Source organism: Rhizobium sp. 768_B6_N1_8, assembly GCF_051811225.1.
Lineage (GTDB): Bacteria > Pseudomonadota > Alphaproteobacteria > Rhizobiales > Rhizobiaceae > Rhizobium.
Genome location: NZ_JBPWPV010000001.1, coordinates 2,109,494 through 2,130,928 on the forward strand (window position 1 = coordinate 2,109,494; position 21,435 = coordinate 2,130,928).

Consider the following 21,435-nt stretch of genomic DNA (forward strand, 5'->3'; position numbering starts at 1 on the left):
CCTAGGCCTTGCCCAGATGCTTCGGCCAGAATGCTTTATGTACCTCGGCGGCTTCTTCTTCGATGTTCGGGCCGTCGACGGTGACAATGCGCGCGCCGGTCTGCAGCACCGCCCGGCTCGGCACGTTCAACCCGATCCCGGCAATCTCACCAAGCCGCGCTTCGGAGCACGCAAACACCATACGGCCGATGCCCGACCAATAAATCGCCCCGGAGCACATCGCGCACGGCTCCGTGCTGGTGTAGAGCGTGCAGTCGGCAAGATATGCCGTGTCGTAATGCTGTGCCGCCAGTTTGATCAGGTTCATCTCGGCGTGGTTCGTCATATCGTGGCCGGTGAAGACGCTGTTTTCGGCGCGCAGGATGACTTTGCCGTCCTTCACCAGCACGGAGCCGAACGGTTCGTCTCCCTGTTCCACCGCGGATTTCGAGAGCGCAATCGCCTCACGTAAAAACGGCTCGTGGTTTTCCATCAGCGCCTCCCCTCTAAAGCTAGAGCGGGATGATCTTCTCTTGGATCGGAGAGATTTCCAAGGGCTACAAATGGGGTACAAGGCGCCGATCCGTATCGCCGCGCCGTCATCGTCCGGCTCCAGTCAATGAGTCCTGAGCCTGGGTTACCGAGGACAGACGACGTCGCCGTCAACCGGATCTCGGATGGCTTCCCCCTTTTCGCCATTGTCGACGGTCTGCGACCCGTGACAAAACCGCAAGATCGGTCGAGCGCGTCATGTCTGCCTGCGCTTAGTTGGTGCGGCCACGGAGGACGGAACGATGAAGGCGGCGCTTCAAGCCTACCATGCCCGGATGCAGCGGGTGCTGGATCACATCGACCGGCATCTGGACGACGATCTGGACCTGGACGCGCTGAGCAGCGTCGCAGCCTTCTCGAAGTTTCACTTTCACCGGCAGTTCTCGGCAACCTTCGGCTTGTCGGTGCATCGCTATGTCCAGCTCGCCCGTTTGAAGCGCGCCTCACACAAGCTGGCCGCAAAGGACGATCAGAGCGTCACCGACATAGCGATGGACGCCGGTTACTGTGCGCCTGATGCCTTCGCCCGCGCCTTTCGGCAACGGCTCGGGCAATCGCCTTCGTCGTTCCGGAAGTCTCCCGACTGGGCTCCGTGGCTTGCCGCCTTCAGGCCCCTCGAAAACGCAAGGAGCAAGCTCATGCAGATAACCTATGAAGAAGACGATGTGACGATCCGCGATGTGCCGCCCACGCCGGTGGCGATCCTGGAGCACCGGGGCGACCGGGCGACCCTCGGCGCCAGCATTGAGCGGTTCATCGCCTGGCGCAAAGCCGCCGGCCTGTCACCGGAGACAAGCCCTACCTTCAACATCTTCCGATCGCCGAGAACCCCCGCGATTCCCGCCGAATATAGCATGGACCTGTGTGTCGGGACCGACCGGCCGATCGATGCCGATGATGAGGTGATGAAGGCCGGCGTGATCCCAGGCGGACGCTGCGCGGTCATCCGCGTCGTCCACGATACCCACAATCTGGAGCCCGCCGCACTCTACCTTTATCGTGACTGGCTTCCGGCCAGCGGCGAGGAGGCGCGCGACTTCCCGATCTATTGCCAGCGGCATTTTTCCTTCCCTCCGAATGTGCCGGTCCATGAGGTCGTCGTGGAATTGTTTCTGCCGTTGAAGTAACGCCCTGCGACAGCGGCCTGTCCCTTCCGATCGCAGGGAAATGGGCAGGCCGCGATCCAGCCGACCGTGGAGGATGCGCTCAGCCGAGTTCCTGGGCGATTCCGATGAGAATCCCTTCAGGCCCACGGATGTAGCAGAGCCGATACGCGTCTTTATACTGGACGACTTCGCCGACGAGCTGCGCGCCGCGCGTGCTGAGCCTCTCAAGCGTCTCGTCGATGTCATCGACGGCGAACATGACACGGAGGTAGCCCAGCGCGTTGACCGGGGCATTCCGGTGATCTGCGACAACATCAGGCTTGAGGAAGCGGGAGAGCTCGAGCCGGCTGTGGCCATCAGGTGTGCGCATCATGGCAATCTCGACATGCTGATCGCCCAGTCCAGTGATACGCCCGGCCCATTCTCCTTCAACCATGGCCCGCCCTTCGAGCTCAAGGCCGAGTTCGCCAAAGAAATCAATCGCCCCTCCAAGGTCTTCGACGACGATTCCTACATTGTCCATCCGCTTGAGCGCCATGTTTTCCAATCTCCAAACTGTCGTTTCAATCGACAAGGTGTCGCCTCGTCGAACATAGGACGTTTGAGGTGCATCAACACCGACAGCCGTCCAGGCGAATTCGCTGCTGTCGACATCAGAAGCTTGAATATTGGACTGCCTGAAACCGCTACTCCGTTTCCAAAAGGTCTCTTGGAGCGATTCCGGACACAAACGGCTGCGCACTTCTACTGGAATTGCTCTCTTGTTTCACGCAACGCCGCCAAAAACCTCCATCGCGCTTCACGGGTCATCAGTCACAACTTGGGGCATCCGCCTCAGGTTCCGCTCATCACAGATAAGTTTTGACGTCAGTCGATGCGCAACGGCGCACGGCAGCAGACTGCGAACGCGATCAATGCCCGCCCCGGCAAGCGGCGCGGCGAAGGCCCGGCAGCCAATCGATGCCGGGCAGGACAGCGGTCAGTGGCACAGCGCAAGAGCGCGCACGCGCCCTTCGATGTCATGGGCGCGATGATGTTCGACCGAGAGAATGTCGATCAGGTCGGCGAGTTTGAAATGGTGCTCGCAGCCGCCAACGTCGATGTGAATCTGGTTGCCGCTAATGTGTAAGCCGACGGCAACGAAGTTTCTCTCTTCGCCTTCATCCAATACCGATACAATAAACAGAGGTCCCTCCCTCTTTCGCTTATCCCTTTTTATAAAGTAAATCGGTGAATGCTTTATTATTAGCAGTTAATAATAATTTGTACTCAATACATTGCTATAATTCAATATACGGCAGGCGGAAATGCGCCTGTCTTCGAACTCTACCGACAGCAGAGACCCTGATGGCATCAGGAGCGCCAGAGCATTTTCCTTTCGCCGATTGCGGCAACTGGACCGCGCGAGCGTTGGATCGCTGTTCAAATGGACATCCATGCCCTACTTAAGGGCCGTCACCATTGTCAGGGAACGCGCCAATGACGATACCCACGGCACTTGTAGACTGGCTTTCTCCCGATCGAACCGCATTGCTGGTCTACGATATGCAGGTCGGCATTGCCCGGCAGGTCCCGGGATCGAAAGAAACGAGCCGTCGCATCGCCGATATCGTCGCGGCAGCCAGACGCGCCGGGATGAGAATTGCCTTCTGCCGCCATCTTTCCCTGCCCAAGCCTTGGATGGGGCTGTTTGCAACGCGCATGGCAATGGCATGGCAACGCACCGATGACCCAGAGGCCGTAAAACCCTGGTTCCTGAGGGACAGCGAAGCGGTTCAGATCATTCCGGAACTCCATCCGCAGGAGCAGGATTTCGTGTTCGACAAGCTCGGAATGTCGGCTTTCGAGGGAACGCCACTCGAAATCGCCATGCGGGATGCCGGCCTTTCGGCATTGGCGATCTGCGGAATTGCGATGGAGATCGGCATAGAGCCGACCTGCCGCCACGCCGCCGACCTCGGCATCGTCCCGATCCTGATCGAAGACGCATGCGGATATGGGGACGCGGAAGCCGCCAGACGATCCGTCGACTCCCTCCGCTTCATGGGCGACACCATTCTGTCGAATACACAGGAATTCCTGTCAGCCGTCGCTCGTCCGCAATAGCGGCCCGGGCACGGAACTCCTGCGGGCCATCTGCGCGAAGGCCTCGATTTGCCGACAAGGCGAATATCACTTTTTCTTCCCGGACAATTCCTCCTTGCCCGAACCCGTGCTGCCTTTCGCCAGGGAGCGTGGATTATCCAGAAAGCGCGCGAGCACATTCCGTTTTCTCTTGCGCGGGATGAGATCGATGTCGCTCACGAGCTTCGCGCCACCCTCGCGCCGCTCCAGGGTGATCTTGCGGCTATGGAAGACCTCGAGCTCGGCGCGATGCGCGACACTGACGATGGTGACCTTGGGCAATTCTTCGATCACCATCTCCATCATCCTGTCCTGGCTCTCCTCGTCGAGCGCCGAGGTCGCCTCATCGAGCACGATGATGTCGGGGTTGTGGAGCAGCAGACGCGCGAAGGCCAGCCGCTGCTTCTCGCCGCCTGACAGGATCTGGTCCCACGGCGCCTCTTCTTCGAGCTTCTCGTTCAGATAGTCGAGCCCGACCTTCTGAAGGGCCGTTTTGATCTCATCCAGCGGCCAGCCGTCGGCGGCCTTGGGATAGGCGACGGCGCGGCGCAGCGTGCCCGAGGGGATATAGGGCCGCTGCGGCAGCATGAACAATTGCCTGTCGGCATGGAAATTGACGCTGCCGCGACCCCAGGGCCAGAGACCTGAAATGGCGCGTACCAGCGTGCTCTTGCCCGAACCGGATTCGCCCGCAACCAGCACCCGCTCGCCCGGCTCGATCTCGACCTGCGTTTCCGTGACCACGGCGGTGCCGTCGTCCAGCGATACGGCGAGATCGTTGAGGCTCAGCATCGCCTCGCCTTCCGTTTCGCCATGCTGGATGCGCCCGAGCGCGTCGCTCTGTTCGGCCCGCTCCAGCCCGTCGAGCGACATCATCAGCGAGGCGACACGACGCGCGCAGGCGTTCCAGTCGGCAAGCCGCGGATAGTTGTCGACGAGCCATCCGAAGGCGGTCTGGACGATGGCGAAGGCTGACGCAGCCTGCATCACCTCACCCAGCGTCATGCTGCCTTCGAGAAATTTCGGCGCGCAGAGCAGCACCGGAACGACAGGCGCAATCAGCATGGACCCATGCGACACGAAGGTCGTGCGCATGTACTGGTGGGCAAGCTGCGCCCATTGGCGGAGCACATTGGTAAACGTCTTGTCGAGGTCGTTGCGCTCCTCCTCCTCGCCGCCGAGAAGCGCGATGCTCTCGCCGTTTTCGCGCACATGCGTCAGCGTATAACGAAACTCGGCTTCCACCTGGTTCTTGACCTCGGAGACCTTGACGAAATGCCGGCCGATGACGGCGATCGTCGTGGAGGTGATCGCAGCGTAGAGCACCGCCGTGACGACGAGAAAGCCGGGAATGGTGATCGACATCCCGCCGATCGGAAGGGTCAGGGCACCGCCGATCGTCCACAGAACCACGATGAAGGTCGAGGCCGAGAGAAAGGCCGAGATGACGCCGGCGGTGAAATCGACGGGCGATTCCGTCGCGATCCGCAGATCCTCGGAAATACGCGCCTCTGGGTTCTTGTGATCGCCGCCGATGAGGTTCAGCTGATAGTAACGACCGTTGGCAAGCCAGCGCGCAATCAGTGCAGTCGCCAGCCAGCGGCGCCAGTGTCGCTGGATCATCATGCGGACATAGACTTGCGACGTCACGAGAACGACACTGCCGGCCACGAGCGGCAGGAAGACGGCGCTGAGATAATAGACGGTGCCGGCATCGTGCCGTTCTATGGCGTCGAATATGCCGCGGTTCCACCTGTTGATCCCATACTGGAACCCGACATTCATGCCGATCATGACCAGCAGCCCGATGGAACACGGCCAAGCAAAGCCATCGCCGCTGCCGCCCCAATAGCCGCGGGCGCTGATCCAGAAACGCTTCAGCAGATATTTCTTGCGCGCCTGCTCGGCCTCCTCCGGTGTCAGGTCCGGATCGGGTTCGATAACATCTGGCGGCGGCGCGACCTCGACAGTCGATGCCTTCCCCTGGGGTGTCTCCTCGGCACCATCAGGCTTGGCGCCGTCGACCGATTTCGGCTTCAATTTTGCGTCGGTCATGCCAGCGAAAACGGATTACCGATCGAAAGGTTTCACGAGCGGGGCCAACCTTAATGCTTGCCGGAAACCGGAAGGTGGACCGAAGGCTTCGACCGGACCGATATGTCGGGGAGAAACCCGAACCAGGACACAATCGGCACGCGAAAATCCGCTATTCGGCGCTTCCATTATGTGGCACTCGCCATCTGTTGGCTCCCGCTGTCAAACCCGTAGGCTCGCTGCACGAGAGCGACGCGAATTTCGTATTTCGAGTACCAGTCTTTGCGGCCTCTTCGTTGTGCTTCAACATGATCGACGACGGCCTTCCATGCGCGGATACTGTCTTCGTCTTTCCAGAACGATACCAGTATTCCGAAGCCATCTGCGCCGCGAGCGCTTTCGAAGCCGAGATACCCCGGTTGTTGACTAGCAAGTTTGGTCATTGCGTAACCAATCTCGCCATAACCATCGTCCAGGTTTGTTCGCTGTGAGGTGAAGCTAACCATATAGTATGGTGGTTCTGGTAGGACGGCTATCTGCATGTGATTTCCTCTGTTTTCGAGGCAGAAGCTACTTGCGCAATCCATTCTCCATCCATTTCGGCAGGACCGCTAAGTCCGCTTTCGGGCCCGAAGCAGATATCCGCTGCCTCCGCCCCTGGAGAGATGATCGGAAGTGGGTGATGCTTGCCCGCAAGAGTTCAGGTTAAAAAGGGCATGATATCCACTCCGTCACCAGGAAACACGGTGATGTGCGGATGGTCCTCGAACATTCGTGCGGCTGCATCAGCGGTTTCCGCCTCGACCACGAGATAGCCGCAGAATGGATTCACGGCTACGGCGACGCCATCCCTGGTTATGCGCGTCGTCTTGCCCACCATGCCACCCCGATCAAGGATGGACGCAGCATGTCTTTCCTCCCACGCCGCCCACTGCGCTATGCCAACGGTGTCGATAGCATCCTGCTCGGCTTTGGGCAGGCTTCGGAAGGACGCAAGGTCTTCCGGCTTCATGGTGTAAACGGCAAGAAAACGCGGCATTGGCGCTACCTCCTATGCTCAATGGTTTGTCAGCTTACACGCCACTCGTCGGAAATCATCCGCGTAGCCCTATAAAAATGGCGGCTTCGAGGGCGAAGCCGCATCTGGAGAGTTAGCCAGAAATGCAGACTTAGCGCCGTTGCAGTTCGGGTCTCCCCCGGAACGCCATTTCGCGAACAGAACTGGGCACTTCGGCCGAAGCCCCGCTCGCCGCCCATCACCAGGCGTTCAAGAACCGTCCGCTTTCCGTGGATACTCATTTCCGTGTCGTCCGCCTCGACGCCGTCGGTCACAAAGAAGGATGACGGCTCGATGGAGGTGGAGATCGCCTGGACATTACCTCTTACCACTTGTTGACTCACCCGCGGTTGAACAATAACTTGCTAACTCAGTCGTTAGGCTTGTCCTCACATGACGGATCAATCTCTTCAGCGTCGCCTTGCCGCCATCGTCGTTGCCGATGTGGTGGGATATTCGCGCCTGATGGAGGCAGATGAAGTCGCAACGCTGGAGAACCTCAGGGAACTCCGTTCTGGCACCATCGAGCCGGCTGTGATGCGCCACAAAGGTCGCATCTTCAAGGTCATGGGCGACGGATTCCTGATCGAATTCGGTAGCGCGGTGGAAGCGGTCGCAGCAGCGTTGGAAATGCAACGGGCCACCGCTGCTGTCGAGGCTTCCGGAGACCGGCGCCTGCTCTTGCGTATAGGCGTCAATCTGGGAGATGTCATTGACGAGGGTTCAGACGTCCTCGGCGACGGGGTCAATGTCGCGGCGCGCCTCGAGAGACAGGCCGCGCCGGGAGGCATCTGCATTTCAGCCAGCGTTTACGGCGAGATCGTCGGCAAGATCGACGACCGGTTCTTTGATGCAGGCGAACGCTACCTGAAGAACCTCACTCGCCCGGTCCACGTGTGGCATTGGCCGGATGCGCTGCAGAGCATATTGCCGCTACCAGAAATTCCCTCGATCGCCGTATTGCCGTTCACGAACATGAGTGGGGATGAAGCGGACGCGCCTTTCGTCGACGGCTTGACTGAAGACCTGATCACCGACCTTTCCCGTACGGCTGGCCTGTTCGTCATCGCGCGCAATTCCGTCTACGGCTACAAGGGCAAGCCGGTCAACGTAAAGCTGGTCGCCCAGGAACTCGGCGTCCGCTACGTCCTGGAGGGCAGCGCCAGACGCGCAATGGGCCGTGTCCGCATCAATGCCCAATTGGTCGACACGCTTGGCGGCCGGCACTTGTGGGCCGAGAGGTTTGACAGGACGCTGGAAGATGTTTTCGAATTACAGGATGAAGTTAACGCCAAGATTGTTGAAGCCCTCGTCGGCCGGCTGACCATCCCGCCGCAGCGCAATCGGCCGAAGAACTTTGAGGCCTACGACCTGTGTGTGCGCGCCCGCCTCTTGACGGAAGAGTCGCCGCAAACTGAGCGTGAGGCCTATATGCTGCTCCAGCGCGCGGTCAAGCTCGAGCCATCCTATGCCGAGGCGCTCGGTCTGCTCGCCTATAACCGTTGGCTGGCCTGGACTCATTTCGGCGAGCCCGAAGATCCCAACCGTCGGATGGCGGTGACATCAGCGCAGAAGGCGGTCGACCTGGATCCCAACGATGCCGGCTGCCGTTACGTTCTGGGGACCATTTTGGCTTATGAGCGGCGATGGGAGGAATCGGAGGCCGCCTTCACCAAAGCCCTCGAGCTGGACCCCAACCACGCCGACACCTGGGCCGCCATGTCGGACATTTCCGTGCTGGACGGCAGGGTTGCCGACGGACTGGCGCAGATCGAAAAAGCCCTGCGGCTCAACCCCTATCCAGCCTGCTGGTATCTTTGTCATCTTGGCCAGGCGCAATACGCCGCGCGTGACTATGAGGCCGCAGCCGCGACACTCCGCAGGGAAGACACGTATCGCACCAACTCACGCAAATTTCTGGCTGCTACGCTTGCGCAATTGGGCCACCGTGAGGAGGCGCGGCGAGAAGCAGAATTGTTCCTGATCGCCCACCCTCATTTCACGATCGCCCATTGGCTCAGCTCCCAGCCGCTGCGCGATGCATCCGTACGAGATCACTTTGTCGACGGTTTCCGAAAGGCAGGCCTGCCGGAGATGTGACAGCGGGTGCGGCCAATCCGACGCGTTCGAGGACTTGATCAACGGATATGCGCTGCGCGAGAACGGCGGTCTGGATCGCAGTGCCAAGCTTCTTCAGACGCTCCACAAAACGCGTCAACCAGCCCGAGTCTCGCATGACTTTTCCGCTGGACCGCCTTGACCAAGGTCGGTCACCGCGATGCGGCCAGCATGACATCAGCACCTTCAATGACATAGGTCGCATAGCGATGATCGCGGATCAGGCTTATCTTTTGTTCCCGCCATTCGAGCAGCATGAAATAGGAAGGACCATCAGACGGTTCGGCTGATACCAGCAATATTTCCCGACCCTCCAGCCAGGCCGGTTCGATCCTGACCGGTGGATATTCGGCATAATAGGTGAAAAACCGACCGACATCGGCGGCACCGGAAATTTCCGGCCGTCGCGCCTGACGAAGCCGAACATCCTGCGCCAGCATGCGGCGCAAAGCGTCCCAGTCCCGGGCGTTGAAGAGCGCTGCAAAGTTCAGGACCTCGGGACTCGGCGGTGGCGGAACCTCGGAGCGCACGTCGGAGATGGCGCGCAATCTCGCCCGACCGCGCGACAGATGGGCCTTGACGGCATCGACACTCAGTTCCAGGAGCGCTGCGATGTCCGCAAGTGACTCTCCCAACACATCCTTGAGGATGACAGCGCTGCGTTGCGGCACCGGCAATTCTGCAAAGTGGCCGAGGGCCACCCGCACCGCGTCCTGCCGGATCAGCGCGTCCTCCGGGCCGACGGCGCTGATATCGGCCAGATCGAAAGCCATCTCAAGGGGCTCCGACCGGAGCGTACTGCGCTGGCGCAGGGCATCTATGGCTCTGTTATGGACAATGCGAAATAGCCAGGGTCGCAACGGCGTGCCCGGCGGGATCGAGCCAGCCCTCGCAAATACCCTGGCAAACGCGTCCTGAATCACATCCTCGCCGTCGATCACCGAACCCACCAGACGGGCAGCATAGCGGTGCAGTTCGGGGCGAAGCGCATCCGCTTCGCTCGCGAGCGCTGCGAGCAGAGTTTTCCTCTCTTCGTCTTCGAGAGCAGCGTCTTCTGTCATTCGATGACCGTCACGCCCGTATCCCCACGCACCGCGTAGACCATGGCCTCGGTAAGACCCGTCCTGCCGATCAGGTCGGCGACCATATCGCCAAAAGCCCGCGGCGTCATGTCCGGCCAGGTGGTGGCCTGTTCGGCAAATGTCCGACCCGCCGCCGCGGCATAGGCCCCGATGCCGGTATCTCCCACGCCGGTTCCGGCAAACATCTGCCGGGGAACGATGACCCGGAACCGCAGACCCAGGCCGAGTTGCGCAGACAGGCTCTCGGCATATTTTGCAATGAACCACTGCGCGCGCTTGGCTCCCGCATAACCGCCCGATAGCGGCGACCCCTGCACGGCGGCTCCGCTGGAGACCAGCACGACAAGCCCGCCCGGCGTCATCGGCAAGGTCAGAGCAGCCTGTACCCAGTGCAGCGCGGCCTTGACGTCCACATTCCAGTTGGTCGTGAATGCCTCCCAGCCAATCCGGTCGATGCGTTCCATGGGCGGTTCCGCACCGGCATTCATGATGACGAGATCAGGTCGCGCCTGCTCCATGATCCGCCATGCCGCGTCGACATCGGTTGCATCGGCCGATATGGCGGCGACAGCCGGTTGCTCGCCTGGCCCCTGCACGGCAGCCGCGTTTCGGGCTACCACGGTGACTTCGGCCGCGCGAGCCACGAACGCCTCGGCGAGTCCCCTCCCCAAGCCGCGGCTCCCGCCGACGACCACAATTCGCTTTCCGTCCAGATTCATCTCTCAGTCCTCATTCGGGTCGGTCCAACCGTTCGACGACGGTCGCAACTACGACGTTCCAGCGAGGCAAAAAGAGTCACTGCCATCTGCGATTTGTGGCGGCCGGCGTTTAAAGATCTGGCTCGACCGAAATTCGGCGGTGATCGATATCGGCCTGGAACGGAAGCGGCCATGGATTTCGCTCTCCCGAAACAACGGCATCCGCGAAGGCGCGGATGATTGCGCGCAATTTTCTGATATTGTACATTCGCGCAACTGCATTGAGAGCTTCCGTCCGGGGTTTATCATGCGAGGGGGAACAACGATCCGATGGGGCATCTGCGGCCCCCAGGCGGGACGATGACGACCAGAGCGTTCCCATCGCCGGCTCCGCTTTTTCGTCTATCAAGCTGATCAAGAAAAACAGCACGCTCAAACCGTGCAATCGCCTGCTCTACGGCATGTGCTCCACGCATCCCGAAATCATCACCCCAGGCGGGGAAGCGTCTTCATCCTGCCCCCTGCAGCCCCGCCGCCATTCCGGAAAGGACCTGCCAGATGACCCAGGATTTCAGACTTTCCCGTCGCGGGTTTTGTCTCTGCTGCATGGCCGCCTCGACATTCGCTGCATCGGGAGGCTGGCTCACCCCAAGACAGGTATTCGCGAAGGCTCAGGGCATTGTCGACCTGATCCGCGACTCCGCCGCCAAGGACCCGATCAAGGTACATAAGGCAAGGGCCGGCGTATCGATCCTTGAAGGATCGGGCGGAAACATCGCCGTCCTGACGGGGGCGGACGGAAAGGTCCTCATCGATGGCGGCATCACCGCGTCCCGGCCCCGGATACTCGAGGCCCTGGCCCGACTTGGCAAACAGCCGATCAGTCATCTCATCAACACGCACTGGCATTTCGATCATACGGATGGAAACGCATGGCTGAACGCCGAGGGCGCGGCCATTCTGGCGCATGAAAACACTTGCAAACACCTGATGTCAGTCGTGAGGGTCGAAGACTGGGATTACGAGTTCCCGCGACCGCCGCTCGCCGCCGTGCCGTCGGAAACCGTCACCGACGAGATGTCCCTCAAGCTCGACAAATCCACCCTGATGCTGAAGCATCATCCGAATGCTCACACCGATGGCGACATCTCCGTCACCTTCGGCGAAGCAAACATCGTCCACGCCGGAGACCTCTATTGGTACGGCATCTATCCGTTCATCGACTATTCGACCGGCGGCGGGATCGACGGAATGATCAAGGCGGTCGAGGACATCCTGGCCAATGTCGCCAACGACACGATCGTCATCCCCGGTCACGGTCATCCCGTCAGCAACAAGCCGGAGTTGGTCGAGTACAGGACGATGCTGGTCGATATCCGTGGGAACGTCGCCAAACTGAAAGCCGCCGGAAAGCCGATCGACGAGGTCATTGCCGCAAAGCCTACGGCCGAGTTCGATGCGAAATGGGGGCAGTTCCTCGTTACCCCCGAATTGTTCACGCGCCTCGTCTATCATGGCGTCTGAAAAGATCGCGCAACGGGAGCTGTCCGCGCCGTCGCGAGATGCGCAACGTCTGGGAGGAGGCATGACGAAGCATCGTATCTATTCGATCAGCGTCGCAAGCGTTTACCCCCATTATATCGCCAAGGCCGAGAAGAAGGGCCGCACCAAAGCGGAGGTCGATGAGATTATCTGCTGGCTGACGGGGCACAGCCCGGAGAGCCTGGACGATGAGCTGTCGCAGAAAACCAGTTTCGAGGATTTCTTTGCGCAGGCGCCGGCGATGAACCCTTCCCGGTCGCTGATAACAGGTGTCGTCTGCGGCGTGCGCGTCGAGGAGATCGAGGAGCCGACCATGCGGGAGATCCGCTACCTGGACAAGCTGGTCGACGAGCTCGCCAAGGGAAAGGCGATGGAGAAGATCCTGCGGGCATAGCGGGCCGTCCCGGCCGCGGCTTCAGCCGATAACTCCGCATCACAGAAGGATAATGGCGGGCTTTAAGTCCGACGACGGTCGCAAGCCGATCAGGCCAACAGTCCGTGCAGGACAAGATCGATATGCGCCTTCACGTAGGCATCTCTGTCCAGGGGCCGCCGCTCGTCGAAGAGGAGCTTGAAGAACAGGAAGGTGATGGCGGGAGCCACGACTGCGTCGGAAAACGCAGCTGGCGCCGAGCGGAACTCGCCAAGCCTTACGCCGTCATCGATAAGGGACTGCATTTGCCAGTCGAGAGGATCGATGAAGGCCTCGTGGTGCCTGTCGACGATCTGGGGGAAGCGCGAACCTTCGGCGATGATGAACCGCATCAGTTCGCGTAACCTGCGGTCCCTGACCACGAGATCGTAGATCAGCTCGATCGTCTTCTGAAGCCGCTCCGTGGCGGTTCCCTTCAGTTCGTTCGCGCTCGCAAGCAGACCTTCCAGCGGCTCCGAAATATGCCCGATCATCGCTTCGAAAAGCTGCTCCTTGGTCTCGAAGTAAACATAGACAGTTCCCTTCGTTACCCCGACCCTGCTGGCTATGTCCTCGACACGCGTCGCCACATAGCCGCTGTCGACGAACTCTTCAAAGGCCGCATCCAGGATCTCTGCGGGCCTGCGGGCCTTCTGCTCGGCACGCGTCAATTTCTTCGTATCAGGCATGGCTCACCTTGAGCGTTTTTTATGGTCGGGCGTCAAGAAATTTTCATTGACTGATTGGTTAGTCAATATTATTCGTCTGCCGAACCGATGCAAGAGGTAAATCATGAAAACCGTTCTTGTTGCCGCCTGGCTGGGCGTCAGCGCAGTCGCGCTTGCCTCATGCGAAAAGCAAAGCGCGAGTGAGGCAAAGCCAAAGAATGTGGAGGCTGTCGTGGCCAAGGTCACGCCAACAGTCGAAAACAACGCCATAACAGGCGAAGTCAGCGCACGCGTCGAAAGCGACCTTTCCTTCAGGGTCAGCGGGCGCATTGTCGAGCGTCTCGTCGATGTCGGCTCATCGGTGAAGGCGGGACAGGTGCTCGCGCGCATGGACGCCGAAGAGCAGAAAGCCGATCTCGGCGTCGCCACCGCCAACCTGCAATCGGCGACTGCCCAGCAGACGCAGGCCCAGCTCGCGTTCGACCGGCAGCAGAACCTCTTCAAGACGCAGGTCGCGACCCGCGCCGCACTCGATCAGGCCCAGGAAGCGCTGTTGACGGCTGAGGGCGGCGTGAAACTGGCGCAGGCGCAATTCGATACGGCACAAGACGCGCTCTCCTATACGGAACTGCGCGCCGATGCCGATGGCGTCATCACCGCCAGAAATGCCGAGGTTGGCCAGGTCGCTCAGGCGGCGCAACTCATCTTCACGCTTGCGCATGATGGACCGCGCGACGCCGTCTTCAACGTCTTCGAGTCCCTCTATTTGGGCCGCAACCTTGAAAACACGGTCGCCGTCAGCACCCTTTCGGCGCCATCTCACAAAATAGAAGCCTCCGTGCGCGAAATCTCGCCCACGATAGACCCCTCGACCGGCACGATCAGGGTCAAGGTGGGTCTCGAAGGGACGCCGGACATGCAGCTTGGCGCACCTGTTGTCGGCTCCTTCCGCTCCGTAGCGCAGGATGCAATCGAATTGCCGTGGTCGGCCATGGCCTCGAAGAGCGGCCAGCCGGCCGTCTGGATCGTCGACCCCGCCTCATCGAGCGTGTCGCTCCACCCGATCGATGTCTCCAACTATGAGACCGGCCGCTTTGCGGTGCGCGCGGGTGTCTCCCCGGGAGACATCGTCGTCGTCGACGGCACGAAGTTCCTGCGACCAGGCGAGGTCGTCGCATATGGCAAGGGAGCCGCAGAATGAATATCCGTATCACAGCCGGCCTTGCGATCGTCGGATCACTGCTGCTGACCTCCTGCCAGAAGCAGGAAGAAGCACATGAGCAGCCGCCGCGTCCCGTCCTTTCCGTTGTCGTCAAGTCGACCGCAGCCTCCGCACTGACCCTGCCAGGCACGGTCCAGGCCAGGATCGAGACCCAGCTGGCATTTCGGGTCCTCGGACGGGTCATCGCCCGCAAGGTCAGCGTCGGCGACGTCGTGAAGAAGGGTGATGTCGTTGCTGCCATCGATCCGCTGGCGCTGGAACTTGCGGTCAGAAGTTCGCAATCCGAGCTTTCCAATGCGCAGGCGCAGCTCGCGAATGCCGCATCCACCGAGGAACGCCAGCGGTCCCTGCTCCAGAGCAGATCGGGAAGCGAGGCGGCCTACGAAGAGGCCGAACTTGGGCGCAAGAGTGCCGCTGCCGCGGTCGCCAAGGCCCAAGCCAATCTGGACAAGGCCGAGGAGCAGCTCGGATACGCGCAACTCAGGGCGGAATTCGACGGCGTCGTGACGGCGACTTCGGCCGAAGTCGGCCAGGTCGTGGCCGCGGGCCAGAGCATTGCCACCATCGCCCGCCCTGAACAGAGCGATGCGGTGATCGACATACCGGTCGCAAGCTTCGACGGCCTCAAGGTGGGATCGCCCTTCGAGATTGCTCTCCAGTTGGACCCGACCATCCGTGCGAGCGGCGCCGTCAGGGAGATCGCACCGGAAGCCGAAGCGACGACCCGCACACGACGCACGAAAATAACGCTCATCGATCCTCCCGCCGCGTTTCGCCTGGGCTCGGTCGTAACCGCAACCGCCACCGTCGACGCTCAGCCGACGATCCTGCTCCCCTCCTCCTCCATCCTGATCAAGGATGGAAAGCCGAACGTCTGGGTGGTCGATCCCGCTTCCGCCAAGGTTTCCATCCGCGCGATCGGGATCGACGGAGACGTCGTCGAGGGAGGCTCCGTTCGCATCGCCGAGGGCGTCAGCCCGGGCGAACGCGTCGTCATTGCCGGTGTTCACAAACTAGTCGATGGCCAGGCCGTCAGAGTAGACTGAGGAAAAATCCCCGTGAAAAAATTCAACCTGTCCGACTGGGCGCTCGAACATCGTTCGCTCGTCTGGTACTTCATGATCGTCTTCATTCTGGCTGGCGCGTTTTCCTATATCGGTCTCGGCCGCGAGGAAGATCCCAACTTCACCATCAAGACCATGATCATCCAGGTGCAGTGGCCTGGTGCGTCAGCCGAGGAAGTGACCAAACAAGTCACCGACCGCGTCGAAAAGAAACTCGAGGAACTGGAATCGCTCGATTTCACCCGCAGCGAGACGGTTGCCGGGCAGACGACGATCTTCGTGGAATTGCTGCCGACGACCAAGGCCAAGGATGTGAATGCCATCTGGATGCGCGTACGCAACATGATCGGCGACATCAAGGGAGATTTCCCGAGCGGCGTTATCGGGCCGTTTTTCAACGATCGCTTCGGCGATGTCTTCGGCAATATCTACGCCTTTACCAGCGATGGGCTGACACAGCGCCAGCTTCGCGATCTCGTCGAGGACGCGCGCGCAAAAGTTCTGACCGTTCCCAATGTCGGCAAGGTAGACATTATCGGCGCGCAGGACGAGGCCATCTATCTCGAATTCTCCACGCGAAAGATCGCCGCTCTCGGGCTCAACCAGCAAGCGGTGATCGAGACGCTGCAGGCGCAGAATGCCGTGACGCAGTCGGGCTTCGTCGACGCCGGTCCCGAGCGCATCGCCTTGCGGGTCAGCGGCCAGTTCACCTCCGAGGAAAGCCTCAAGGCAATCAATCTTCGGGTCAACGACCGCTTCTTTCCGCTGACCGATGTCGCCACGATCAAGCGCGGTTATGTCGATCCGCCCTCCGCGCTGTTTCGCTATAACGGCCAGCCGGCGATCGGGCTCGCCATCGGCATGAAATCTGGCGCAAACCTGCTTGAATTCGGCGAAGCGCTCGACAAGGAGATCGAGCAGGTCACGGCCGATCTTCCCATCGGCGTCGAAGTCGAGCGCGTTTCCGATCAGCCCGCCGTCGTGGACGAGGCCGTGTCGGGCTTCACGCGTGCGCTGTTCGAGGCGATCGTCATCGTGCTGGCGATCAGCTTCATCAGCCTCGGCGTTCGCGCAGGGCTCGTGGTTGCCATCTCCATTCCGCTCGTGCTGGCGATCACCTTCCTCGTCATGGCCTATACCGGCATTTCGATGCAGCGTATTTCGCTCGGCGCGCTGATCATCGCCCTTGGCCTTCTGGTCGACGATGCGATGATTGCCGTGGAGATGATGGTGGCCCGCCTGGAGGTGGGTGATGATCTCAGAAAGGCGGCGACACACGTCTACACCTCGACCGCCTTCCCGATGCTGACAGGCACGCTGGTGACGGTCGCGGGCTTTATCCCCGTCGGCCTCAATACCAGCGCCGCCGGCGAGTTTACGTTCACCCTTTTCGTGGTGATTGCTGTCTCGCTCCTGGTTTCATGGGTCGTCGCGGTCCTGTTCACACCCTTGCTCGGCGTGACCATCCTTCCGAAGACCATGAAATCGCATCATGAGCAGAAAGGCCGTTTTGCACGCATCTTCGCATGGCTCCTCGGCCTGGCCCTGCGCTGGCGCTGGATAACCATTGGCGCAACGCTGGCAGTGTTTGCCCTCTCGATCGGCGGCATGAGCCTCGTGCAGCAGCAGTTCTTCCCCTCCTCCGACCGGCCCGAACTGATCGTCGACTGGAACCTGCCGCAGAACAGCTCGATTTCGGAAACGAACAAGCAGATGGCCAGGTTCGAAAGCGAGATGCTGGCCAACAACAAGGATATCGACCACTGGACGAGCTATGTCGGCCAGGGGGCTCCCCGCTTCATCCTGTCCTTCGATGTGCAAACGCCCGACGTCTCCTTCGGCCAGACGGTGATCGTCACCAAGGGGCTCGACGTTCGCGACAAGGTGAAAAGCGAGCTGCAGGATTATCTGACGAAAACCTTCCCCGGAACCGATGCCTTCGTAAAGCTTCTCGACATCGGCCCGCCGGTCGGCAAGCCCGTGCAATATCGCGTCAGCGGGCCTGATATCCAGAAGGTCCGTGATCTCTCTCATCAGCTTGCCGGCATCGTCGGCCAGCATCCGCTGCTGTCCAACATGACCTTCGACTGGAACGAGCCTTCGCGCGTGGTCAAGGTCGATGTGCTCCAGGACAAGGCACGCCAGCTCGGCGTCTCGTCGCAGGATATTGCAACGGCGCTCAACAGCATCGTCGAGGGATCGGCGGCCACGCAGATCCGCGATGATATCTATCTCGTCGATGTGATCGGCCGGGCCCAGACCTCGGAGCGAGGTTCGATCGAGACGCTGCAGAACCTTCTGCTTGCCGGCTCCAATGGCAATTCCGTGCCGCTGTCTGCCGTTGCGAATTTCCACTACGAACTGGAGCAGCCGACGATTTGGCGGCGCACACGCACGCCGACCATCACCATCAAGGCCGCGGTGGTGGGACCGACCCAGCCGGCAACGATCGTCACCGAACTGCAGCCGAAAGTCGATGAGTTCCGCAAGGGCCTTCCGAGCGGCTATCGGATCGTCGACGGCGGTTCGGTCGAGGAAAGTGCCAAAGCGCAGGGGCCGATCGTGGCTGTCGCGCCGCTGATGCTGTTCATCATGGCGACGATCCTGATGATCCAGCTGCAGAGTTTCAGCAGGCTCTTCCTGGTGTTCGCCGTTGCCCCCACCGCGCTGATCGGCGTTGTTGCAGCGCTGCTGTTCAGCAATTCGCCCATGGGGTTCGTCGCAATCCTCGGCGTCCTGGCGCTGATCGGCATTCTGATCCGCAACTCCGTCATCCTTGTCGTGCAGATAGAGCATCTTCGAAGCGAGGGCATGCCACCCTGGCAAGCCGTTATCGAAGCGACGGAGCATCGAATGCGCCCGATCATGCTGACAGCGGCCGCAGCCACGCTCGCGCTGATCCCGATCTCCAGGGAAATATTCTGGGGGCCGATGGCCTACGCGATGATGGGCGGCATTGTCGTCGGCACGGTCCTGACGCTGCTCTTCCTGCCCGCTCTGTATGTTGCCTGGTTTCGAATACCCCGCGAGGCCTGACAACATAAGGCCCGTCCGGATCACTCCGGACGGGCCCCCTCCCGCTGACTAAAACGCGTTGCAATCCATCTCGTTAACGCCTCCCTTTCATCCTCCAATATAGGCCGCCAGTTCGTCGGACGTTCCCATCGGAAAGGCTTCCTTCAGATAATCGGGAAAGGCCGATACGCGGGTGCTCAGCAGCCGCCGCGATGGAAGATCCTGATCCTCGGCGCAACCGGCCCCACCGGCCGTCTGATCGTCACCCAGGCGCTGGCACATATCCGCCTCGTCCCTGATGTCCGCAAGAAGACACGGGGATGAAGCGGCGGCGGATTGCGACGAGCATGCCGCTTCGCCGATGATGTGCCGCCGCACGAGTGGCGGCGGCGACCAATAAGCCACATGGTATTCGGTCTGATCCGACATGGCTCGGCGTATGATGCGTTTGGCTGTCAGGCGCCCTGTTGGAAATACTGCAAGGCCGGAGAGATGAACTCGCTGTTTTCCCAAGTCGGATACTTCGCGCGGATCTCGCTTTGGAGATCGCTGACGGAACGCCCACCAGCCCGAACGAGGCTGCGCATCGCCGAGAAGTAGGCGAGCACATCCTCGGCGATTTCCACGCCGCCCAGATTGCCATGACCGGGCACGATCAGCCGTGGTTCGAGGCGCCGAATATCATTCAGGACAATCTCCCACCGCGCGACATCGATGTCGCCTGAGGTGATCATTGGCGGGAATAGAGGAACGATCGGAAACATCCTTTCCTCAAGTAGGTCGCCAGCAAAGACGATGCCTTCCTGGGGAAGGTATATGATCTGGTCACCGGGAGTATGCGCTGTGCCCCAGGTGCGGAATTCGACCATCCGACCGCCAAGGTCCAATACTGCCTGGGCGCCGTCATAAGTTTCATCGGGAGGGGTAAGCACGACGCCGTCCAGCAGGTGCTTCTGCGTAGGCGGAAGAACGCCGGTACGAAAGCCATCAAGCAGTGTCGCACCGGAGCGCTGGAGGTAATCGCGCTGGGTGGCGTTGTAGTAGATTCGTCCGTCCGGTTTGAACACCTGCGCTCCGAAACCGTGCTCGGGATGTGCGTGCGTGACCGTCAGGACGATCTGCCGGCCTGGAGCAAGTTGCCCCGCGAGTCGCATCACCTTCTCTGCGTTTTCGACGCCCATCCCACAATCGACGACGAGCACCTTTTCGCGACCGACGATGATGCCGATATTTGGGACGAGTGGTATCCGTTTGTCAGGCAGGACAAACACGCCAGGCGCCATCTCAGCGGGGAAGCGTGTATCGACGATCGGCATAGGCCGCGCGGCCAGAAGCGGCTGCGCGTCTTGCGCCTGCGCCCCGCCAGGCGGCGAAACGACGGCGGCCAAGCCACCGGCCATGGAGAGCTTCAGCAAGAGCCGTCTATCAACCAGGCTGCTTGTTTTAGGGTCTGCGGGTTCCATCGATTTTCCTCATCTATGTTCCAATCGCGCCACCTCTCCAAATCGGAGAACAGCCGCGTCTGCACATTTTGCAGGATGAGCAGCACCCAGCCATTCGGCAAATTGATTTCCTGTATTTATTGACATCCACGGCCTTTATGATGAGTGCGTGGCGTCGATGCCCTACTCCTGAACTACAGGATTGAATGAATTGAGAAAATTGACGCTTGCAAGATGCCGAGCGTGGTCCTGTAGCGGGCTGGAGCGCGCCCTAAATGCCAGACGTAACGCCCCGAATTATGGGTCGACCGTCAGTCAGCCGTTGAACGGTCACCGAGGGCAGGCAGTGACATCGAGAGGGATGCGATGCAGTCCCTGAACCATCGTTGGGCAGGATGAACATCGTTGCGCCGATGCCATGACAGGACGAACTGGACAGGCTCCAGCTCGAGCGGTAGTGGCAGGATCGAGAGTTCGTGCGAGTGTCCAGATGCGAGAACCACGCCTCCCATTAGCGTCGCGATCATATCGGAACGAGCAATCAACAGGGGCGCTGCGTACATATGCGGGAGCGTCAGCGCAAGGCGCCGCTTCAGGCCTTGCTTCGCCAGGGCCGCATCGACTAGTCCAAATCGGTCGTTCTCCGGCGAGACCAGCAGGTGAGAAAGTCCGAGGAACGTCTTGAGGTCGAACGGCGCCGACGCGACGGCGTGCCCTTTTCGAACGATGCAGACGAACCCTTCCTGAAACAGAGGTCGATTGAGAATTCTGCCCGTCGGCGAAGGCGGCACGCCGATGGTGAGATCGACCTCCCCGGAATCGAGCATGCTGATGGCGTCGTCACGCGCCGTGAAGTTGCGGATGCGCAATGTAATCCCTGGCGCCTGTTCGCGCAGGGCTTCAAGAAGACTTGGCAGCAGGACGAAGGTTGGGTGATCGGATAGACCCAGAGAAAAACTGACCGTCGAGGTGGATGGGTCGAAGCCTTGGGTGAATTCAAGCGTCCGCTGAATCTCGGCCAGTGCATGACTCAGCGGCTCGGCTAAATCGAGGGCGCGCGGCGTCGGCTGCAGCCCGTTCGGCCCGCGAACAAACAACTCGTCTTTCAATAAGGTTCGTAGCCTTGAAAGGGCCGCGCTCATGGCCGGCTGTGTGCGCCCGATCCGTGTGCCAGCGCGGGTGACGCTTCGCTCGGCCATCAGAGCGTCGAAGGCAACGAGCAGGTTAAGATCGATACCGTGCAAATCCATATAATGGATAATTACACATACTCAATATCGATTTCAAGCATGACGCGCCGTCGGATAACGTCTTCCCACG

The 21,435-nt window shown here is 60.5% G+C and carries 19 protein-coding genes and 1 pseudogene; 9 read left to right on the plus strand and 11 right to left on the minus strand.

Annotated features, from left to right (window positions below):
• Window position 1: 1 nt before the first annotated feature.
• Window positions 2-472: a nucleoside deaminase gene (locus tag AB8B33_RS10790; RefSeq protein WP_113324838.1), complete on the minus strand. Its 471-nt coding sequence runs from the start codon at window positions 470-472 to the stop codon at window positions 2-4.
• 301 nt (window positions 473-773) lie between these two features.
• On the opposite strand from AB8B33_RS10790, the gene AB8B33_RS10795 reads away from it, so the two are divergent.
• Window positions 774-1,658, plus strand: coding sequence for an AraC family transcriptional regulator (locus AB8B33_RS10795; protein WP_439015355.1), 885 nt, complete (start codon window positions 774-776; stop codon window positions 1,656-1,658).
• 79 nt (window positions 1,659-1,737) lie between these two features.
• Here the strand turns inward: AB8B33_RS10795 and AB8B33_RS10800 are convergent, their stop codons facing one another.
• Complete coding sequence (locus tag AB8B33_RS10800; RefSeq protein WP_439015356.1) at window positions 1,738-2,175, minus strand: VOC family protein; 438 nt, start codon at window positions 2,173-2,175, stop codon at window positions 1,738-1,740.
• A 444-nt stretch (window positions 2,176-2,619) separates the two neighbouring features.
• Here AB8B33_RS10800 and AB8B33_RS10805 point away from each other — a divergent pair, with 444 nt between their 5' ends.
• Together AB8B33_RS10805 and AB8B33_RS10810 are read left to right on the plus strand one after the other, a co-directional pair.
• The gene (locus tag AB8B33_RS10805; protein ID WP_162748123.1) at window positions 2,620-2,766 is read left to right on the plus strand and encodes a hypothetical protein; all 147 of its coding nucleotides are present in this window, start codon (window positions 2,620-2,622) and stop codon (window positions 2,764-2,766) included.
• A 350-nt stretch (window positions 2,767-3,116) separates the two neighbouring features.
• Window positions 3,117-3,743 carry a cysteine hydrolase gene (locus tag AB8B33_RS10810; protein ID WP_439015357.1) on the plus strand — a complete coding sequence of 209 codons (627 nt, stop codon included), beginning with the start codon at window positions 3,117-3,119 and terminating at the stop codon, window positions 3,741-3,743.
• 66 nt (window positions 3,744-3,809) lie between these two features.
• Here AB8B33_RS10810 and AB8B33_RS10815 read toward each other — a convergent pair whose 3' ends face one another.
• The 3 genes from AB8B33_RS10815 to AB8B33_RS10825 all read right to left on the minus strand — a co-directional run bounded on the left by AB8B33_RS10815 (window position 3,810) and on the right by AB8B33_RS10825 (window position 6,834).
• Complete coding sequence (locus AB8B33_RS10815; protein ID WP_439015358.1) at window positions 3,810-5,816, minus strand: ABC transporter ATP-binding protein/permease; 2,007 nt, start codon at window positions 5,814-5,816, stop codon at window positions 3,810-3,812.
• Window positions 5,817-5,983: 167 nt separating this feature from the next.
• Window positions 5,984-6,337 (minus strand): antibiotic biosynthesis monooxygenase family protein, encoded by a 354-nt coding sequence (locus tag AB8B33_RS10820; protein ID WP_113322103.1) that lies wholly within the window; start codon window positions 6,335-6,337, stop codon window positions 5,984-5,986.
• Between the two features lie 158 nt (window positions 6,338-6,495).
• Window positions 6,496-6,834, minus strand: a complete 339-nt coding sequence (locus AB8B33_RS10825) for a hypothetical protein (RefSeq protein WP_439015359.1) — start codon at window positions 6,832-6,834, stop codon at window positions 6,496-6,498.
• A gap of 411 nt (window positions 6,835-7,245) precedes the next feature.
• Between AB8B33_RS10825 and AB8B33_RS10830 the strand changes: the two genes are divergently transcribed.
• Window positions 7,246-8,952, plus strand: coding sequence for an adenylate/guanylate cyclase domain-containing protein (locus AB8B33_RS10830; RefSeq protein ID WP_439015360.1), 1,707 nt, complete (start codon window positions 7,246-7,248; stop codon window positions 8,950-8,952).
• A 170-nt stretch (window positions 8,953-9,122) separates the two neighbouring features.
• Here the strand turns inward: AB8B33_RS10830 and AB8B33_RS10835 are convergent, their stop codons facing one another.
• Entirely contained in the window at window positions 9,123-10,031 is a 909-nt protein-coding gene (locus tag AB8B33_RS10835; RefSeq protein WP_439015361.1) for an RNA polymerase sigma factor, read from the minus strand.
• Window positions 10,028-10,771: an SDR family NAD(P)-dependent oxidoreductase gene (locus AB8B33_RS10840; RefSeq protein WP_439015362.1), complete on the minus strand. Its 744-nt coding sequence runs from the start codon at window positions 10,769-10,771 to the stop codon at window positions 10,028-10,030. The genes AB8B33_RS10835 and AB8B33_RS10840 overlap by 4 nt, the downstream gene beginning before the upstream one ends.
• Before the next feature lie 537 nt (window positions 10,772-11,308).
• On the opposite strand from AB8B33_RS10840, the gene AB8B33_RS10845 reads away from it, so the two are divergent.
• A complete protein-coding gene (locus AB8B33_RS10845; RefSeq protein ID WP_310388425.1) occupies window positions 11,309-12,274 on the plus strand; it encodes an MBL fold metallo-hydrolase in 966 nt (321 codons plus the stop codon).
• Between the two features lie 61 nt (window positions 12,275-12,335).
• Entirely contained in the window at window positions 12,336-12,686 is a 351-nt protein-coding gene (locus AB8B33_RS10850; protein ID WP_113322109.1) for a DUF2200 domain-containing protein, read from the plus strand.
• 89 nt (window positions 12,687-12,775) lie between these two features.
• Here AB8B33_RS10850 and AB8B33_RS10855 read toward each other — a convergent pair whose 3' ends face one another.
• Window positions 12,776-13,393 (minus strand): TetR/AcrR family transcriptional regulator, encoded by a 618-nt coding sequence (locus AB8B33_RS10855; RefSeq protein ID WP_439015363.1) that lies wholly within the window; start codon window positions 13,391-13,393, stop codon window positions 12,776-12,778.
• Window positions 13,394-13,496: 103 nt separating this feature from the next.
• On the opposite strand from AB8B33_RS10855, the gene AB8B33_RS10860 reads away from it, so the two are divergent.
• The 3 genes from AB8B33_RS10860 to AB8B33_RS10870 are packed head-to-tail and all read left to right on the plus strand — an operon-like array spanning window position 13,497 to window position 18,694.
• Entirely contained in the window at window positions 13,497-14,573 is a 1,077-nt protein-coding gene (locus tag AB8B33_RS10860) for an efflux RND transporter periplasmic adaptor subunit (RefSeq protein WP_439015364.1), read from the plus strand.
• Window positions 14,570-15,640 (plus strand): efflux RND transporter periplasmic adaptor subunit, encoded by a 1,071-nt coding sequence (locus AB8B33_RS10865; protein WP_439015365.1) that lies wholly within the window; start codon window positions 14,570-14,572, stop codon window positions 15,638-15,640. Before AB8B33_RS10860 ends, AB8B33_RS10865 begins: the two co-directional genes overlap by 4 nt.
• A 12-nt stretch (window positions 15,641-15,652) precedes the next feature.
• Window positions 15,653-18,694: an efflux RND transporter permease subunit gene (locus AB8B33_RS10870; RefSeq protein ID WP_439015366.1), complete on the plus strand. Its 3,042-nt coding sequence runs from the start codon at window positions 15,653-15,655 to the stop codon at window positions 18,692-18,694.
• Window positions 18,695-18,781: 87 nt separating this feature from the next.
• On the opposite strand, the pseudogene AB8B33_RS10875 reads toward AB8B33_RS10870, so the two are convergent.
• From AB8B33_RS10875 to AB8B33_RS10885, 3 genes and pseudogenes are all read right to left on the minus strand, one after another.
• A pseudogene (locus AB8B33_RS10875) lies at window positions 18,782-18,889 on the minus strand (LysR family transcriptional regulator); the annotation flags it as partial.
• 239 nt (window positions 18,890-19,128) lie between these two features.
• Window positions 19,129-20,136 (minus strand): MBL fold metallo-hydrolase, encoded by a 1,008-nt coding sequence (locus AB8B33_RS10880; protein WP_310388438.1) that lies wholly within the window; start codon window positions 20,134-20,136, stop codon window positions 19,129-19,131.
• A gap of 290 nt (window positions 20,137-20,426) precedes the next feature.
• Complete coding sequence (locus tag AB8B33_RS10885) at window positions 20,427-21,365, minus strand: LysR family transcriptional regulator (RefSeq protein WP_439015367.1); 939 nt, start codon at window positions 21,363-21,365, stop codon at window positions 20,427-20,429.
• Window positions 21,366-21,435 lie beyond the last annotated feature (70 nt).

Bases quoted from the DNA above. Each gene is read 5' to 3' on its own strand.
- AB8B33_RS10790 (WP_113324838.1), bottom strand. From the start codon at position 472: ATGGAAAACCACGAGCCGTTTTTACGTGAGGCGATTGCGCTCTCGAAA.
- AB8B33_RS10795 (WP_439015355.1), top strand. From the start codon at position 774: ATGAAGGCGGCGCTTCAAGCCTACCATGCCCGGATGCAGCGGGTGCTG.
- AB8B33_RS10800 (WP_439015356.1), bottom strand. From the start codon at position 2,175: ATGGCGCTCAAGCGGATGGACAATGTAGGAATCGTCGTCGAAGACCTT.
- AB8B33_RS10810 (WP_439015357.1), top strand. From the start codon at position 3,117: ATGACGATACCCACGGCACTTGTAGACTGGCTTTCTCCCGATCGAACC.
- AB8B33_RS10815 (WP_439015358.1), bottom strand. From the start codon at position 5,816: ATGACCGACGCAAAATTGAAGCCGAAATCGGTCGACGGCGCCAAGCCT.
- AB8B33_RS10820 (WP_113322103.1), bottom strand. From the start codon at position 6,337: ATGCAGATAGCCGTCCTACCAGAACCACCATACTATATGGTTAGCTTC.
- AB8B33_RS10825 (WP_439015359.1), bottom strand. From the start codon at position 6,834: ATGCCGCGTTTTCTTGCCGTTTACACCATGAAGCCGGAAGACCTTGCG.
- AB8B33_RS10830 (WP_439015360.1), top strand. From the start codon at position 7,246: ATGACGGATCAATCTCTTCAGCGTCGCCTTGCCGCCATCGTCGTTGCC.
- AB8B33_RS10835 (WP_439015361.1), bottom strand. From the start codon at position 10,031: ATGACAGAAGACGCTGCTCTCGAAGACGAAGAGAGGAAAACTCTGCTC.
- AB8B33_RS10840 (WP_439015362.1), bottom strand. From the start codon at position 10,771: ATGAATCTGGACGGAAAGCGAATTGTGGTCGTCGGCGGGAGCCGCGGC.
- AB8B33_RS10845 (WP_310388425.1), top strand. From the start codon at position 11,309: ATGACCCAGGATTTCAGACTTTCCCGTCGCGGGTTTTGTCTCTGCTGC.
- AB8B33_RS10850 (WP_113322109.1), top strand. From the start codon at position 12,336: ATGACGAAGCATCGTATCTATTCGATCAGCGTCGCAAGCGTTTACCCC.
- AB8B33_RS10855 (WP_439015363.1), bottom strand. From the start codon at position 13,393: ATGCCTGATACGAAGAAATTGACGCGTGCCGAGCAGAAGGCCCGCAGG.
- AB8B33_RS10860 (WP_439015364.1), top strand. From the start codon at position 13,497: ATGAAAACCGTTCTTGTTGCCGCCTGGCTGGGCGTCAGCGCAGTCGCG.
- AB8B33_RS10865 (WP_439015365.1), top strand. From the start codon at position 14,570: ATGAATATCCGTATCACAGCCGGCCTTGCGATCGTCGGATCACTGCTG.
- AB8B33_RS10880 (WP_310388438.1), bottom strand. From the start codon at position 20,136: ATGGAACCCGCAGACCCTAAAACAAGCAGCCTGGTTGATAGACGGCTC.
- AB8B33_RS10885 (WP_439015367.1), bottom strand. From the start codon at position 21,365: ATGGATTTGCACGGTATCGATCTTAACCTGCTCGTTGCCTTCGACGCT.